We start from the raw sequence: 15,215 nt of genomic DNA, 5'->3' as shown, positions 1-15,215 counted from the left end.
GAAGCATCAATGAACCGGCTCAGCGCGCCCGATGCGCGAGGCCGAAGGTGAACATCAGGGCCAGCACCAGCACCAGTCCCTTGACGAAATCCTGCGCGTAATACGGTGCGTTGAGCATGGTCAGGCCGTTGAGCAACGAAGCCACCAGCAGCGCACCGACCAGCGTGCCGAACGCGTTGGGCTTCTTCGCGCCGAGCACAGCAAAACCGATCAGTGCGGCGCCGAGTGCATCCAGCACCAGACCGTTGCCGGAGCTGACATCGCCGCGCCCCAACCGCGCCGCCAACAACAATCCGCCGAGCGACGCCAGCAGCGCCGCGAGCACGTAAGCGAGCAACTTGAAGCGCTGCACCGGCGCACCGGCCAGACGCGCCGCCTGCTCGTTGCCGCCAATCGCATAGAACAATCGACCGATGCGTGTACGCTCGAGAAACAGCCACACCGCCACCGCGACAACCGCCGTGATCAACACCGGAACCGGCACGACGTCCCACAGCCGCCCACGGCCCAGCGCCAGAAACAATGCGCTGAACGCGCCTTCGGCCTCATCGCCATTGGGCAGGGTCATTCCCACCGCAATCGAGCGCCCGCCCGTGGGAATCAGTTGCACGCCGATCACCAGGAACATGCTGCCGAGCGTCGCGAGAATGTCCGGCACGCGCATCTTCACGATCAGCCAGCCGTTGAGCAGTCCCACCAGCGCGCCAGCCGCGAGACTGATCAGCATCGCCGGCACAGCGCCCCAACCGAGCACCACCATCACGTAGCTGGCGATCATCAGGCTCATGGCGGCCACCGCGCCGATCGACAGATCCAGTCCGCCGACAGCCATGGTCAGCGTCACGCCCAAGGCCAGCAGCGCAACAATCGACACCGACTGCAAGATGCTGAACAGGTTGCCGACCCGCAGGAACGCCGGTTCCGCCACACTGAAAAACACCACGATCAACGCCAGCACCCACAGCAGGCCGTAGCGGATCAGCGCTTGCACGAAGCGCTCGGACGGCGCCGGGGCGGATGACAACAGGGAACTCGAATCAGGCACTCGCTCTACTCCTTGGCGCGGCGTGAACATTAGAATTTTGCGGGTCGCTGCCGGCCAGCGCGGCGACCAGGGTGGCGCGATCCAGCCCGGCACGCGGGTACTCGGCCACCACCGCGTGATCGCGCACCAACAGAATCCGGTCGGCGATCTCCAGCGCTTCATCGACGTCCGAGCAAATCACCAACGTGGCGCGGCCAGCGGCGCTGTCGCGCAGCAGTTGGCCGATCTCGCGCCGGGCACGCACATCGACGCCCTGAAACGGCTCGTCGAGGATCAGCACCCTGCCCTCGCCGAGCAGCCAACGGCCGAGTACGACTTTCTGCTGATTGCCGCCGGACAACGCGCTCATCGGCACATCGATGCCGGCGGTCTTGATTCCCAGTGCCGAGACTTGCGCCTCGACCGCTGCTGCTTCGGCACGGTTGCGGATGAAACCGCCACGGGTGAAGCGTTCGAGGAACGGCAGGGTCAGGGTTCGGCGCAATGAAAAATCCGGCACCAGTGATTGGCTGGCGCGGTCTTCGGCGGCGAAGAACACACCGCTCTGGATCGCCTGCCGGGGCGAGCCCGGTTGCCAGTCGGTGCCGTCCAGTTGCAGTGATCCGGACAACGGTTTGCGCAGCCCGAACAGCACTTCGGCGATCTCGCTTTTGCCGGCGCCTAGCAATCCGGTCAGCACCACCACTTCGTTTTCGTGCAGGGTCAGATCAAAGGCCTGGGTGCGCGGCAGGACTTTCACGTTGCGCAGTTTCAGCACTTCGTGCCCCGCCGCTCGCGGCGTGTAGACGTGAGCTTCCAGCGCCTGACCGAGCATCGCTTCCAATGCCTCGGGCAATTGCCTGGCACTGAACTCACCCGCCAGTTGCCCGTCACGCAACACCACGGCGCGGTCGGCCACTCGCTGCAGATCGGACAAACGATGGGAGATGTACAGAATCGCCACGCCACGACTGCGCAAGGTGTCGATCAGCCCGAACAGACGCTGCGCTTCGGCATCCGACAGGGCCGCCGTGGGCTCGTCGAGAATCAGCAGTCGCGGTTGCAGGGCGAAGGCGCGGGCCAGCACCACCAGTTGCCGCTCGGCCTGGCCGAGGTGCTCGATCGGTTGCTCCAGTGGCAGCACCAGTCCGAGGCCGGCGGCAATGTTCGCGGCGCGTTCCAGCAGGCGTTTGCGATTGAGCCAAAAGTCGGCGTCGGGGTGGCACAGTTCATCGAGCAGCAGGTTTTCCGCCACGCTCAATCCGGGCGCGATGCCTTCATTGATCTGCTGATGAACCGCAACGATGCCGAAGCGGCGCGCCGACAGCGGCGAACTGAAATGCCGGGGCTGGCCATCGATCCGGATCTCTCCGCCATCGTGGGCCTGGCTGCCGGCGAGGATCTTCACCAGCGTCGACTTGCCCGCACCGTTGGCGCCGAGCAGCGCCACTACTTCGGCAGGAAAAATATCCAGGCTGACCCGGTCCAGCGCCCGGTTCGAGCCAAAGGTCTTGCTCAGTTCACGTACACGAATCAGTGGTTCGGAGACCACGGCGACAGGCGCACCCATAAAATTCCTTAACGTCGATGAGCCAGCGATCGCACCAGCCGATCGCCCAGGCTCTGCACGCCCTGAACGAGGATGACCAGCACCACGACAGTGGCGACCATCACTTCGTTGTTGAACCGCTGATAGCCGTAGCGGATCGCCAGGTCGCCCAGTCCCCCGCCACCGATGACCCCGGCCATGGAGGAAAAACCGATCAGCATCACCAGCGTCAAGGTGACGCCTGCCAGCAGGGCCGGCAGCGCTTCGGGCAGCAGCACTTTGAAAATCACATGACGGATGTCGCCGCCCATGGCGAGGATCGCTTCGATCCGGCCCTTTTCAACTTCGTCCAGGGCGTTTTCGACGATCCGCGCAAAAAACGGAAAGGCGCCGATGGTGATCGGTACGACGGCGGCGGTGCTGCCCAGGGTGGTGCCGACCACCAGCCGGGTCAGCGGGATCAGGGCAATCAGCATCACCACGAACGGCAGCGAACGTCCCAGATTGATGATCGCGCCCAAGGCTTGATTGAGCCTCGGCAACGGGTACAACCCCTGACGACGACTGATGAACAGCAACACCCCCAGCGGCAAGCCAATCAGCAACGTGAACAGACCGGCGAGCAGCACCATGTAAAGGGTTTCGCCGGTGGCGTTGAGCACCAGTTGCAGGATTTCGTTCCAGTCGACGGTGCGGTTCATGAGTGGGCCGCCCGTACGCCGTATTGCCGCAGAAAACTCAGGCCCGGCGCGTCATGCCCCAGCGGCAAGCCGCAACTGGGTCGTAGCGAAGCGCCAAGGGCCGACTTTGGATCGGCGAGCAAACGAGCGACCGGCCCCGCTTCCACCAGTTTCCCGTTTGCCATGGACGCAGCGTGATTGCAGATCGACTTGACCACGTCCAGTTCGTGGGTGATCAGCACGATGGTCAAACCGAGCTGGCGGTTGATGTCGCGCAACAGCTCCAGAATCGACGCGGTGGTTTCCGGGTCGAGGGCGCTGGTGGCTTCGTCCGACAGCAGATACGCCGGCCGCGCCGCCAATGCCCGGGCGATGCCCACCCGCTGCTTCTGCCCGCCGGACAGTTGCGATGGAAAGGCTTCGGCCTTGTCGCCCAGGCCCACCAGATCCAGCAGCTCGCGAACCCGTTCATGGCGTTGTGGTTTGGCGATTTTGGCGATTTCCAACGGCACCGCGACGTTGTCGAACACGTTGCGCGAATGCAGAAGATTGAACCCCTGGAAGATCATGCCGATGCGCTGACGCTGGCGGCGCAGTTCGCTATCGGACAGCGCGGTGAGATCCTCGCCATCCAGCAGAATCCGCCCCGAATCCGGGCGTTCGAGCAGATTGAGGCAACGCAGCAACGTCGACTTGCCCGCACCGCTGCGCCCGAGAATCCCGTAGATCGCACCATCGGGAATGCTCAGCGATACCTGATCCAGCGCCGGGGTCGACGCTGACGGATAGGTCTTGCTCAACTGCTCGACGACGATCATGGCGTGGCATCCGCCACCGGGATCACCGACCCCTTGAAGTTCTCGGCGATGTACTTGGCGACTTGCGGCGAGGTCAGGTCCTTGGCCAGCTGCTGAATGCGCGGATCGTTTTCCAGTTTCGGCGTGGTCACCAGAATGTTGGCGTAAGGATTGTGCTCGGCCTTCTCCAGCCCCAGCGCATCCTTGGCCGGCACCAGACCCGCTTCCAGCGCGTAGTTGCCGTTGATCACCGCCAGATCCACGTCATCCAGCGCACGAGGCAATTGCGGCGATTCGATTTCGAGGATCTTCAGGTGTTTCGGGTTTTCGGCGATGTCCTTGGGCGTTGCCTGATCCGCCGCCGGGTCGTTGAAACCGGGCTTGAGCTTGATCAGGCCGTTGTCCTGCAACAGGTACAACGCACGACTCAGGTTGGTGACGTTGTTCGGCACTGCAACCGTGCCTTTGTCCGGCACCTGGGCGAAGGTTTTGTGGCGATGGGAATAAATCCCCAACGGTTCGATATGCACCGTCGCGGCCACCGCCAGTTTTTCGCCGAGGGCCTTTTCCTGGGATTGCAGGTACGGCAGATGCTGGAAGTAATTGGCGTCCACATCGCCGTGAACCAGCAGCTCGTTGGAGTTCACGCCCTGCGGGATTTCGATCACCTTGAGGTTCAGTTGCGGATCGATTTTCTGAATGTAGGCCAGGATCTGTGCGTGGGGCACCGGGTCGGCGGCAACACGCAACGGTTCCAGCGCCTGAGCGCCAAACGAAGTCACCAGCGCGCCGAGGACGGCCAGGGTCAAGCCTGCTTTTTTCAACATGGGAAGAGTCCTTTTGCGAGTGATGGATCAGGCGTTGGCGGTCTTGCGAAGCGGTGTCTGAGTGTTCGACGCATCGGCATAGAAGCGCTGCGCGACATCGGGATGCGAACGCAGTCGGCCCTTCAGATAATTCCAGCCGACATCGCGAAACAACGGATTGAGCGGATCACTCGCCGGCCCCTTAGCTTCGCGCAGCAGCAAAGCCGGCAACGGGTACAGCGGCACCACAGCGTCGAGTTGCGCGCCCAGGAAAAACGCGATGGACAAGCGCTCACTGCCCGCTGGCGGCGAAACCACGCGATGCACCGTGGCGCGCAGATAACCGTTGGTGGCCAACTCCAGCAGCTCGCCGATATTCACCACCAGGGTGTTGTCCCGAGGCAGCGCATCGATCCAACGCCCCTCTTCGATTTCCACTTGCAGTCCGGCCTGCTGGTCTTGCAGCAGAAAGCTGAGAAAACCCGAATCCTTGTGCGCGCCGACGCCCTGATTGCTCGCCGTCGAGGACTGCCCCGGATAGCGCATCAGCTTGATGTGTTCGTTGGGTTTGTCGCCGTGCAAGCGGTCGAAGGCATCTTCCGGTAGCGACAGTGACTGGGCGAAAGCGCGCAGCAGACGCAGCGACATTTGGGTCATCGCCTGCTGCCAGTCGAGCAACAGCGGCTTGAGTTGCGGCAATGCTTCGGGCCATTGATTGGGCCCTTGCAGACGCGCCCACAACGGACTGTCGGCGTTCAATGGCAAGACCTCGCGCTCGGCGCCCAGATCGAACTGTTCACGTTGATCGGGCTGACCACGGGTGATCTCCGAGGCGGCGCGGTTGTAGCCACGAAAGTGCGGCGAATTGATCATGCCGACGGCGGTTTTCTCGCTGTCAGGCAAGGCGAAGAACTGGCGTGCGTAGTCCTGCACTTGCTTGAGCAGGGCGGCGTCGATGCCATGGCCGGTCAGGTAGAAGAACCCGACATCGCGAGCAGCGTGACGCAAATCATCGAGAAAGGCCTGGCGTTGCGACGGCGTACCGTCGAGCAGGGACAAGTCCAGGGTGGGTAATGCGGTGATAGCTGAGGTGTGCGGCATGATTCACTCCCGTGTGAATCAAACCTGAAGAGCCTGTGATCGATTCAGCGTGTGCCGTCATGGCAATCGGGGGTCTGTCGGTTTGATGCTTTTGATTCGTCTATGAAACAAAACTAAACGATATTAAAAACACCGAACAAATATCTTTTTTGCATTAGCTTAGTTCGGTCTATCGAGCGGCTCGACTGACCTCAGGACCGACCACGGCATTCGACTTGCCGTTACCATCGGTCCTGAATCAGCTGACGGCTACAAACCGACGCGCTTCAACCCTTCGCGCATGCCCTGATCCGCCTGCTCGCACCACTGCTTGAGCGTGAGGTTCGGTGGCAGGTTGCTTTCCAGGCTCTTGTATTCCCCCTCCGTGAACACTTCGCCCTTGCGGCCAAACTGTTCGTTCTTGTCGCCGTCACGCTTGTCGAAATCACCCGGCATGTTGCTAACGAATGCAGCCATCTTGTTGGCGTTCTCGGTGCTGTCCGCTTTCAGGAACCCCTTGTCGACACAGCTTTTGATCAGGCCTGACATGTTGCGACCGTTGTCGTATATCCCTTTCAAAGTGGCGGCGTCTTGCCCTTCGGCGTAGGCAAGCGTGCTGGTGCCAAACGCGGCTGCCATGGCGAGAATCAAAGAAGCGGTCTTCATATTTATTCCTTTAAATGTTGGAGCGTTTTGAGCTCTTTTTGAGGTGAAGCATGTTTTGGGTGAAGCATGTCTTGTTCAAATAACGCGCCGAAAAGGCCGCGTCATGGAGACGGCAATTACAAATATCGATTTAGCTGACAACGGCCCCTTTGGGCCCGCTGGCAATCAGCGCCGCCCCACAGGCTGTTTTCATACCGTCCAGCGCAATGGGTGTGCCATCGACGGTGTAGGTGCTGCTGCCCTCGGCAATCGGGAATACCCCTTTGCACAATGGGCAACTGACCTTGTGACCGACCCCGGCAATCGGCTTGCCGTTGAGGTTGGTTTGGGAGAAGGCTTCGAGGACCTTGCCACCGTGGGTGGTGGAGTCGCCGAGGCGGATTGCGTCTTTCATGTTGTCTCTCCTTTGACCTGACTTCTGGCATGCCAAATGGGGCCGTCGAACCCATCAAACGTGAAAACGGCGGGCCTTGAGTCGTATCAGGGGAAGTAGCTTTCGATCTCCGGATACTCATCCAGGAACTCATCACTTCGAATAAAGGCGTCAAGATCCGGGGACTTCTTCGCAGCCGCGACAATCGCCTTGATCTTCTCTGCGTTGTCCGAGTTCACGACACGACCGATCAGAATAAGAGGCCATTCCTTGCCACTTGCCTGTCTTTGCAACGTTGAGAAGTTCACCGCAAGCCTTTCAGCAAAAACGCCCGCTTCAGCATGATCAAGAACACCCACCACGCGCTCTTGCACACCGTAGTCGTCTTCATCGCAAAAGGTCGACAGTAGTGCATCAATGGTTTTTGCATCGAGTTCGTCGCGGACACTGCTCACGAGCGCCGAGAACTCACGAGCATCTTCCGGGTTCTCGTAGCGATCCAATGAAACCAGTTTATCTCGCCACACTTTGAACGCTTGATCATTCATGGTTTCTCTCACTTATCCAGAAATTTACGGCACTTGGCATACGCCAGCATTTCTTGCATTGCTTCATTGTACTTTCTGGGTTGTCCGACCTGAGTGGCTACACGGCGCACATCTCTGATCTCCATCGCCATTGCACCTCTCATGTCTCCCACTTCGATTTTTGACTGAACCTGAGCTCGATAGGCTTTTCCGGGATTACCCTGGTGGCCGTGACTCATTGTTTGGCTATGGTCATAGGGCTCCATTTGTATTGCTGGCCCCTGGCTTCTCTTAATCGGACTGGTGCTGTCTGCCGGCATGTGATGCGACTCGATCCCCGAGGCCGTGGTGCCTCCGTAAGATCCACCTCTGAATGGCCCGGTTCCTTCAGGGTTGCCTTTCTTCAGATCGGCACACGGACATCTTGCCAAGCCTAGCGGGTCAATCCAGCCCAGTGGACTCGGCGCATATACAAAGAGGTTCAACCCACCGTCATAACCGATGGGATCTTTGCTGATGAAGCGTCCAATCAACGGATCGTAATAACGATAACGATTGTAATGCAGCCCCGTTTCATGATCGTGATATTGCCCCTGGAAGCGAATCGGGTTGCCAATACCCTGTTGCTGCGCCATTGGCGAACGCTGCTCAGACACGCTCCCCCATGCCTTGTACTGAGCGCTCCAGGCTATTTCGCCATTCTGGTCGGTCAACTCCAGAGGCGCCCCCATTCGGTCGCATTGATACCAACTCAACACGTCGATTGGCAGTGCCACAGGTACGTGATTCCACACCGGGTCGTCCTCCAATTGATACTCGCCGCTGAAGTCAGGCTGCCCCATCAGAATGATTGGTTGGTGTCGCAAAGCTTGCGCAACCGGAATGTAAGTACCCGGCTCATAGATGTAATGCACTGTGCGTCCGGGATCACCATCCAGCAGAGCCGGACTGCTCTCCCAGGCCAGCGTATCGCCGTCCCAGCCATACAATGTGAAACCACAACCCGACTCTCGCTGCTTGCGGACAAACTCATTGTCGTTCCACTGTGAGCCGGCTTCAGGCCGTCGCTTGAAATGCGCAGTCGAGTTCTTGTAAAGGCGGCGTCCCAATACATCGTAGGCATACTCGACTTCCAGTCGGGCATCATCAAAGTGAACCAAACGGTCGAACAAATCCCAGCGCATTCTGGCGATACTGCCGTTGTGCCAACGCTGTATCAGATTGCCTCGATCATCGTATTCATAGTGGGTACCCGAGTACTCGCGCAGCAGGTTATCCACCCGCTTGCTACGCATCGGGTCCTGATCCAGAGGTCGGCGCATCTGTTCAACCGGCTCATCAAGCAAGTTACCGGCAGGATCAAAGGCGAAAGTTTCCACACCCTGTCGACTCGCCGCCTTGATCAGGCGCCCCACCGGATCGTACTGATACGTCAGCGGCCCGCGTCGCGTGTCGTTGAGAAGGATCAGTTGGCCCGCAGGATCATATTGATATTCACGCTTGAGCAACGTGCGCTTGTCATCGCTGCGACCCAACAATTGCTCCTGCAACTGCCCAGCCGGGTCCCACTTCTGCGTCTGCAATAAATGGTTGCCCTGATGACGGGCGATTTCGCGATGCAGATCATCACGCTCCCAGGCCAGCAACTCGTGGTCATCCACTTTCAATCCCAGCAAGTGCCCGCTGCCGTAGGTCATCCAACTGACTCTTTGGCCATCCGGACGCACAGTCGCTACCCGCTGATTCAGGGCATCGTATTCATGTTGCCAGACTGCGATCCGAGGCTGCTCCAGACTCAGATAATGCTGATGTTCACGCAGCAGGTTGCCCGCCGGATCGTGGAACCACTGCAAGCGACTGTGATCATTTTCAGCCAGTGTCATATTGCCGTTGCCATCGTAGGCAAATGTTTCACTTTGTACCTGTTCGCCCAGACTCGCACGGCGCTCTATCAGGCGGCCCATCAGGTCGAATTGGAAAGCCACTCGCCGCTCGCCATCAAGCTTGCTGCTCAAACGACCTGATTCAGTGTCGTACTGGTAGCGCGTAATATGGCCGTCGAAACCTGTTTCCTCCAATAACCGCCCCATCGGATCGTAGTGAAAATGGGCGCTACGCTCATTTTCGTTCTCCAAAGCGGTCAAACGACCGAGACGGTCCCAGCGATAGCGCAATGTTTGCTCAGCCGCATCCACTCGCTCGGCGATAAGGCCGGCGGCGCTGTAGTTCCAGGTGGTGCAGCGGTTCAGGCCGTCGACATGGGCCAACAGTCGCCCTTCGGCATCGCGACTGAAACGCTCCTCAGACTTGTCCGGATGCCTGATCAACACCAGTTGACCTGCCACATACTCATACTCGGTGCTTTGCCCTGCCGCATCGGTAAAGCAAATCAACTGACCCAGGCCGTTGTACTCCCAGGTACTGGTTTTGCCGGAACAATCGGTGTACCCGGTCAACTGACCGGCATCGTTGTATTCGAATTTCTTCTCTGCTCCGTTAGCATCCTTGACGGTCTCCGGATAGCCGGCAGATGTGTAGGTGTACTCCGTCTTGTTACCCAGAGGATCGACAGCTTCCACAAGATTGCCGCTGTCGTCATAAGCTCTGGTCCACTGTCCGCCCTCTGCATCACTAACCTTGATCAGTTGGTCCAGATCATCGTATGCGTAATGCACTACGGTGTTATCGGCACGGATGTGTTCGAGAAGATTGCCACGCTCGTCGTAGCTGAACCGATCAACGCTTCCATCGGTGTGGACATGTCGCACGACATTTTTGGCCTCATCGCGGAACAACCATTCCGAACGCTCATCCGGATGACGGATACGGTACGTGTAGCCAAGAATGTCGTAGTAGTGCCAGGTCTCATTGCCGTGAGCGTCAGTGACGTAGGTCAGACGAATGTTTTCGTCCCACTCAAGTCGAGTATCGAAGCTTCCATCATCCGCCCATTCACGAATCGCTTTGGCATCGGAGCCGTCCCCCTGCCATTGCAAATTCATGCCCCGCCCGGTCCGGTCGGTGTATCGCGTGATCAGATGGCTGCGGAATTCATAATTCCAGGCATAACCGTTTTCATCCCGTGCCTGAACCAGATCGCCCAACGCATCATAGTGATAGGCACACAGTTGGCGCTGAGGAATGCCATCGGCGATCTCCCACAAACCTGTCAGACGTCCGTGGTCATCGATCAGTGTTCCGAGTTGTAGATGAACCTTTGTAACGTCCCCCTGATAGGTGAGCAGGTCAGAGAGCACCGGTTCATTACCATGCATGTGCTCATAGTGCAGCATGATTCCAGCACCGCTGCGCAGCTCGATGCCGGCGAGCAGAAAGCGTGCCCCACGACGCACGTAGGTCTCCTTTCTCTCGACACCGCGGCACAGCAGCAATTGATTTTCACCTGAGCGAATCAGAGTCAGGTTTTCAATCGGGTCATGATGGGCATCGCCGACTTTGGGCAACGCATACTCATGACTTCGGCCATCGGCCGCATGAAAGACCAACCCGTCATCCACATAATCGAAACGAGTGGTGAACTCGTTGATCCAGCGAGCACCTAGGCTGCCTTTGTCGTAGGCCTCCAGATTCGAGTAATAAGTACGGTTCCAGACGACGGGAAACGGGCCCGGCAAACGGAAATCCGTGTGGGTGATGGTTTCCGTGCCGCGTGCAAAGCTGATGTTTCTTTTCGTGCCTGTCGGGACGCGATTCTTGCAATCACTGGCATCAGAACGGGCTCGAACCTGGCTTTGCTGCAACTCCAGTTGGCCTTTGCCGGCGCGTTGTTCTGCCTTGCTCGTGGCCCCCGGTTTGACACTGGCGGCCTGACCATGAGAGCGACGTTTGCGCCAAGTTACTACCGAGCCCGCCAACATCTGCAACAGCCAGCCGATGGAATGCTGAACGCCCGGGTCACCAAGCTTTTTCATCTGGGATTGCAGCTCCACCCCCAGCGTGCGAAGCATCGATGTGTTGCTCAGTACCAGAGCCTTGGCTTTCTCCGGCAGCAAGTTCTTGGCGGCACTGTTGGCAACGCCTTTGCCTGCAGCCTTGTAGGCACTGAAAGCGGCACCGAAAATGTTGCTGATAGCCGCCTTGGGGTCATGCAACAACTGACCGCGCGCCGCCGTGATTTTCGAACCGGCCGCATTGAGGTCTCCCTTCGCATCGAGCTTGCCATTGACCACCTTTTCCAGGCCCTTGGCGATCTCGTTCACCGCGCTTTGACCCAGTTTTCCAGCGTCGTCGAGAATGCCCGCCAGTTTGGGTTGTGCCTGTTTGACGAAGTCATCGATGGTGCCGACGATGGTCGCGTTCAGATGCCCGATCAACACTTCAATCAGAGAGTCCCCCAGCAGCATCTTGGCGCTGTTACGCAGCTCCTGACGCACCAACCCCAGGGTCGGGCGTAGTGTCATGCGCGCAGAAGCCATGGTCGGTGGCGCAGGCAATACACCAATCAGGTTGATACCCAGGCTGACCCAATCCAGCACTTGACGCTGTTTGCTTTTGGCCAGGGTGACGATGTCTCCAAGGGCATCAACCAACGCCATGATGTTGCCCACGACAGGAAGAGCACCCGCGACGTTCTTGACCCGATCGAGTGTGACGACACCGCCGCTGATGGACTGCAACCAGGCATCGAATTTGGCAGCGCCGCGTCCGACATCCTGAATATCGATCGTGTTGAGTGGCACCACCGCGACTTGCGGCTCACGCGTTTTCGCACCATCGGATCCAGTCGTCATGACAACACCTCTCCCGCCAGCAGGCCCGGGGTTTTCAAGGAAGCTTTTGGCAGGGCTGGAGCCGGAAGCGTTGGCAACTTGCCCGCTTTGCTCGCCGCCCCGAGAATCCCCGACGCACTCGGCATCGCCGCACTCGCCAGTTTCGGCAGTCCGGCCACCCCGCCCTGCACTGCCCCTTTCACCTGCTGCGCCGTTTGCATCGCACCTTGCGCGGTCTGCATTGCACCCATCCCTGTCTGTGCCAATTCCTTGCCCTTTTCCAACATGTCCCAGTTCTTGCTCGGCAACGCCTGCGCCACCATGGCTTGCACTTGGCTCGGAATGTCTTCCGCACCCGGTGGATTCAACGGCCATTCCGGCTTGCCGATGTAGCTGCCTTCGCTCCAGGTGTCCGCAGGATCCTTGCCGAACAGCACCCGTGCCGGGCCCGGTGCGGCGCCGGCGACGCTGGCGAACCCCTTCGCGTCGAGCTTGCCCTTGATGCTTTTGCCCAAGGCATCGATGACTTCGTAGTCGCCGTCCTTGATGCCCTGGCGGCCGGCGTACTGGTTGAACAATTCGAGGTTGCCCTTGCCCGGTTTCGGCGGTTCCGGGAACACGCCGGCCAGACTTTTGGCGCCGGTGTAGGCGAAGTTCGCCGCGTGGGCGGTGTACGGGCCGCTGGTGGCGTGGGTGATGCCGCCGGCGTTGTAGGTCGTGGCGCTGCCGCCGCCCTGGATCACCAGCTCGGTTTTGGCGGTGATGGTGATGCGGTCGGCGTTGGCGGTGATGTTGAGTTTGGCCAGCAGGTTGATGCTGTCCTTGAGCGCCTTGACGTCAATGTCGCCGGACGCCGCCACCAGCCGCCAGCCCATGCTCTGCACGAACAGCCGCATGCCGCGACTGGCACTGGCCAGCAGGCGTTTGCCGATGGAAAAACTGGTGTGACCGGTACTGCTCAGCGCCAGGTGTTCGCCGGTGGCGATGTGGCTGGAGCGCGGTGTGGTCAGGGCGATGCCGGCCGGGCTCGCCAACACCAGATGCGGCTCGGTGAACTCGGGAAATTCATTGGCGGTGAGGTTCGCCGGTCCCGAGCCAAGCACGCCCTGATGCTGCGCGTGCAAGGCCTTGGCCACGTCGTCCTGATCGCCGGCTTCCTGGGCTTGAAGTTCCTTGGCCTGCGTGGCGAAACCGTCCTGTTGATCGCTGGCGGTGGCCAGGCGCTCGGCGGTTTCCGGCAGGTCCTTGTGGTGTTTGGATTCGTTCGGGCGTGGTTCGGTGGTGATCAACAGACCGGCGCCGGCACGCACGGCGCCGTGGCGGTCGGTGCGCAGTTCGAAACCTTCGCCGCGCGGCTGGCCGCCGCTTGGACGCGGATGGGTCAGGTAACCCAGGTTGATCGCGCTCGCACCGTGGTCACTGCGCAGCGCGATGCTGATCTCGCTGGTGGTGTCGTCGATGCGCAGTTCGTTGGCGCGGCTGCCCTTGTATTCCTTGCTCTTGACCGTGGCCAGGGTCTTGAAGTCCGGCAGTTTGTACGGCGGCAGGTTGGCGCCGTGGTACAGGCAACCGGTGATCAGCGGCTGGTCGGGGTCGCCTTCGAGGAAGGTGATCAGCACCTCCATGCCGACCCGCGGAATGTTGATCGAGCCAAAGGTTTCCGCCGCCCAGCTGGAGGCCACGCGCATCCAGCAGGTGGTCTTGTCGTCGTGCTGGCCTTCGCGGTCCCAGAAGAACTGCACCTTCACCCGGCCGTACTGGTCGCAGAAGATTTCTTCGCCTTCGGGACCGGTGACCACGGCGCTTTGCGAACCGAGGACTTTGGGTTTCGGGTGATCCAGCGGCGGGCGGTACGGCACGTCCCACGGGATCGCGTTGAAGCGGTTGCGATAGCCCTGATGGAAATCGTCCTTGTGGTCGGTGGTGTCGCTGGTCACTGACTCTTCCAGCACTTGCGGCTGTTTGCCTTCGTGGAAGATTTCCGTGAGTAGCCAAAGGTCGTTCCACGTCGGGTTGGCGTGGTCGGTCAGGGCCAGAAAATGTCCGGTGACCAGGATCGGCTGGTCGCTGTTGCCCTCGGCCAGGCGATAGTCGCTGCGATGGCGTTCGAGGTTGCGGTTGGCCAGGTGCTTGCCACGTTCGCGGTCCACGAAACGGCCCGGGTAATCGTAGTCTTCCAGATCCGGTTGGGCGCTGCTTTTGGCGTCGCTTTCCAGCTCGATCTTCGGTTTGACGAAGTCGTAATCGCGCCGCGTGGTGCGGCTGGTGCGGGTGGCCAGACGCAGGCCGAAACGCTTGACCACCGGCTTGTCCGCCACCAGCCCGGAGTCCTGCTGATAGGCCACGGGCGCGAGTTTCGGGAACACCGTCTGGTCATCGCCGAAGGTCAGTTTGTGGCCGCTGGATGTGTGCTGGAAGTGGTAGTGAATCCCCTCCTCTTCGCACAGGCGCTGGACGAAATGCAGGTCACTTTCATCGTACTGCGTGCAGTAGACGCGCTCGGGATACACCGCGCTGAGTTGGAAGTGGTAGTCGCTGGCAAGAATGCCGTGTTCTTCCAGCACCTGACTGATGATCTGCTGCACCGTCATCTGCTGGAAGATGCGCTGGTTGAAGCGGTGTGCGAGGTAGGAAAGCTGCGGGCGCAGCGAGATCTTGTAGCGGGTCAGGCGCTTGCCCGCCTCGCCCTGGGCGATGCTGTAGATCAGCCCGTGGATCCCGGTTCCGCTCGGCGACAGCTGCAGAAATGCCAGTTTGTGCAGCAGGCTTTCGAGGTTGATCGAGGCCTTTTCGCTGACCAGTTCCAGCTCGAATTCGAAGGGCGTGTTGAGGGCTTCCCGACCGGTGAACGACAGCACCTGAAAATCGCTGTCCGCGCCATCGATGGTCAAATTGAAATGGGGCTGGTTGGCCGGTGAGAACATTCCCTTGTCCCTCGCACAGTGCTGCGATGCGCGCCAGATCGATAAGGATCTGGCGGCAA

11 protein-coding genes are annotated in these 15,215 nt (G+C 59.8%); all 11 read right to left on the bottom strand.

Features of this window, described 5'->3' with window-relative positions:
• Positions 1–19: 19 nt before the first annotated feature.
• The 11 genes from ACSPX5_RS07020 to ACSPX5_RS06970 all read right to left on the bottom strand — a co-directional run bounded on the left by ACSPX5_RS07020 (position 20) and on the right by ACSPX5_RS06970 (position 15,156).
• Positions 20–1,045 carry an ABC transporter permease gene (locus tag ACSPX5_RS07020; RefSeq protein ID WP_439821272.1) on the bottom strand — a complete coding sequence of 342 codons (1,026 nt, stop codon included), beginning with the start codon at positions 1,043–1,045 and terminating at the stop codon, positions 20–22.
• Positions 1,038–2,594: a sugar ABC transporter ATP-binding protein gene (locus ACSPX5_RS07015; protein ID WP_439821271.1), complete on the bottom strand. Its 1,557-nt coding sequence runs from the start codon at positions 2,592–2,594 to the stop codon at positions 1,038–1,040. The genes ACSPX5_RS07020 and ACSPX5_RS07015 overlap by 8 nt, the downstream gene beginning before the upstream one ends.
• 8 nt (positions 2,595–2,602) lie before the next feature.
• The gene (locus ACSPX5_RS07010; protein ID WP_207867780.1) at positions 2,603–3,274 is read right to left on the bottom strand and encodes a methionine ABC transporter permease; all 672 of its coding nucleotides are present in this window, start codon (positions 3,272–3,274) and stop codon (positions 2,603–2,605) included.
• Positions 3,271–4,071: a methionine ABC transporter ATP-binding protein gene (locus ACSPX5_RS07005; RefSeq protein WP_439821270.1), complete on the bottom strand. Its 801-nt coding sequence runs from the start codon at positions 4,069–4,071 to the stop codon at positions 3,271–3,273. The genes ACSPX5_RS07010 and ACSPX5_RS07005 overlap by 4 nt, the downstream gene beginning before the upstream one ends.
• A complete protein-coding gene (locus tag ACSPX5_RS07000) occupies positions 4,068–4,877 on the bottom strand; it encodes a MetQ/NlpA family ABC transporter substrate-binding protein (protein ID WP_439821269.1) in 810 nt (269 codons plus the stop codon). The genes ACSPX5_RS07005 and ACSPX5_RS07000 overlap by 4 nt, the downstream gene beginning before the upstream one ends.
• A gap of 27 nt (positions 4,878–4,904) precedes the next feature.
• Positions 4,905–5,957: an isopenicillin N synthase family dioxygenase gene (locus ACSPX5_RS06995; RefSeq protein ID WP_439821268.1), complete on the bottom strand. Its 1,053-nt coding sequence runs from the start codon at positions 5,955–5,957 to the stop codon at positions 4,905–4,907.
• 249 nt (positions 5,958–6,206) lie between these two features.
• The gene (locus ACSPX5_RS06990) at positions 6,207–6,602 is read right to left on the bottom strand and encodes a hypothetical protein (RefSeq protein ID WP_169430020.1); all 396 of its coding nucleotides are present in this window, start codon (positions 6,600–6,602) and stop codon (positions 6,207–6,209) included.
• Positions 6,603–6,732: 130 nt separating this feature from the next.
• Positions 6,733–6,996, bottom strand: a complete 264-nt coding sequence (locus ACSPX5_RS06985) for a PAAR domain-containing protein (RefSeq protein ID WP_169430019.1) — start codon at positions 6,994–6,996, stop codon at positions 6,733–6,735.
• A gap of 86 nt (positions 6,997–7,082) precedes the next feature.
• On the bottom strand, positions 7,083–7,523 hold the full coding sequence (locus ACSPX5_RS06980) for a hypothetical protein (RefSeq protein ID WP_169430018.1): 441 nt from the start codon (positions 7,521–7,523) through the stop codon (positions 7,083–7,085).
• 8 nt (positions 7,524–7,531) lie between these two features.
• Positions 7,532–12,253, bottom strand: coding sequence for an RHS repeat-associated core domain-containing protein (locus ACSPX5_RS06975; protein WP_169430017.1), 4,722 nt, complete (start codon positions 12,251–12,253; stop codon positions 7,532–7,534).
• A complete protein-coding gene (locus tag ACSPX5_RS06970; RefSeq protein WP_439821267.1) occupies positions 12,250–15,156 on the bottom strand; it encodes a type VI secretion system Vgr family protein in 2,907 nt (968 codons plus the stop codon). The genes ACSPX5_RS06975 and ACSPX5_RS06970 overlap by 4 nt, the downstream gene beginning before the upstream one ends.
• Positions 15,157–15,215 lie beyond the last annotated feature (59 nt).

Source organism: Pseudomonas sp. HLG18 (genome assembly GCF_051903985.1).
Taxonomy (GTDB): domain Bacteria; phylum Pseudomonadota; class Gammaproteobacteria; order Pseudomonadales; family Pseudomonadaceae; genus Aquipseudomonas; species Aquipseudomonas fluorescens_BT.
This window is presented reverse-complemented; position numbering and strand designations above follow the sequence as displayed.